This window comes from Methanoregula sp., assembly GCF_002835825.1.
GTDB lineage: Archaea > Halobacteriota > Methanomicrobia > Methanomicrobiales > Methanospirillaceae > Methanoregula.
In genome coordinates, this window is record NZ_PIZH01000592.1 from 1 (window position 1) to 1,290 (window position 1,290).

A 1,290-nucleotide genomic window follows, 5' to 3' on the forward strand; every position below is an offset into this window, starting at 1 on the left:
CTCTCTTCCTGGATACCATCGACCGACCATAGGTCCGGATCTTCCTCTGCATAGTACCAGAGGGTTGCCCTCCATTTCCGGTTCACATAGATAAACCGGCCTTCTGGGGAGACGCTCTGGATAAGGTCGTTCGCGTGCTGGAGGTCATGGTATCGCTGTTCCCGCTCAAAGAGGGTGTTCCGGGCCTGTTTCAGGGCAATGGCCTGCCCGATGACATGCCTCAGCTCCATGAAGAGAGCATCCGGGTCTCCTCCTTTCTGGATATAAAAATCCGCACCGCTGTTGAGGGCATCGATAACGATCTGTTCCCGGCCCCGGCCCGTGAAAATGATAAACGGGATATCGCCGAACACCAGCCTGACGCTTTTCAGGAATTCGACGCCATTGGTGCCCGGCATCTCGTAATCGCACACAATAGCATCATACGGGTGAGCTGAAAGGGCTTCCATCCCTTCCTGCGCTGATGTTTTTATATCGATGGAAAATTCACCCGGTATTTCCAGGAAACACCGGGCAAGTTCAAGGAGATCCTGTTCATCATCTACAAAAAGAACAGCAGCCATGTCAGCTTCCGATCCGTGACATGAAACAAATTGGTTTTTGGTGTATCGGTCATATCAAAATTTGGATGTGTTGTACATATAAAAAAAGCCGGAACACGGTTATTTCTTCAATAAGCCGGTTTTAATAATAATTTTCCGGAAAGATCTGCAGCAATTCGTGAAGTATCCTCCCATCAGGGACATAGCATTTTTTATCCGGGCCTGTCTGTGTCAGCTATCGGAATTTGCAGGTCCGAGGGCTTTGGGTGAGTTTCTTTTAATCCGGAAAACAATCCGGAACCCGGTTCCGGGACCCTCAATCCGCTCAATATCTGCTCCCATCTGTTCGACAAGCGAGTTGACGAGCCGCAGCCCGAGGCTATCGGCATTCCTCCAGTCAAAATCCCGGGGCATGCCAACGCCGTTATCGGAGAAGAGGAATTCGTACAGGTCCGGTCCCGCCCGTTTCCCCCGGATACTCACCGTGCCCGGGCTCCCTTCCGGGAACGCATATTTTATCGCATTGGAAAGGAGCTCGTTCGTGATCAGACCGAGCGGTATCGCGGTATCAATATCAACCGGTATCTGTTCGACGTCAATTTTAAGCCGGGTCGGAAACCTCGCTTCACCCTGGTACGCAAGGATCTGGTTCGTGATGGTCCGCAGGTACGTAGCAATGTCAAGCGCAGCAATATCGGAAGACCGGTACAGCCGTTCATGGACCATGGCCATTACCCTGACCCGGTTC

Annotated in this window: 2 protein-coding genes; both read right to left on the bottom strand. The window is 51.8% G+C overall.

Annotated features, from left to right (window positions below):
- Positions 1 to 563: response regulator (locus CW742_RS13605; protein ID WP_292421292.1), on the bottom strand; the 563-nt coding region annotated here is incomplete at its 3' end.
- 210 nt (positions 564 to 773) lie between these two features.
- On the bottom strand, positions 774 to 1,290 hold a 517-nt coding region (locus CW742_RS13610; protein ID WP_292421294.1), incomplete at its 5' end, for a sensor histidine kinase.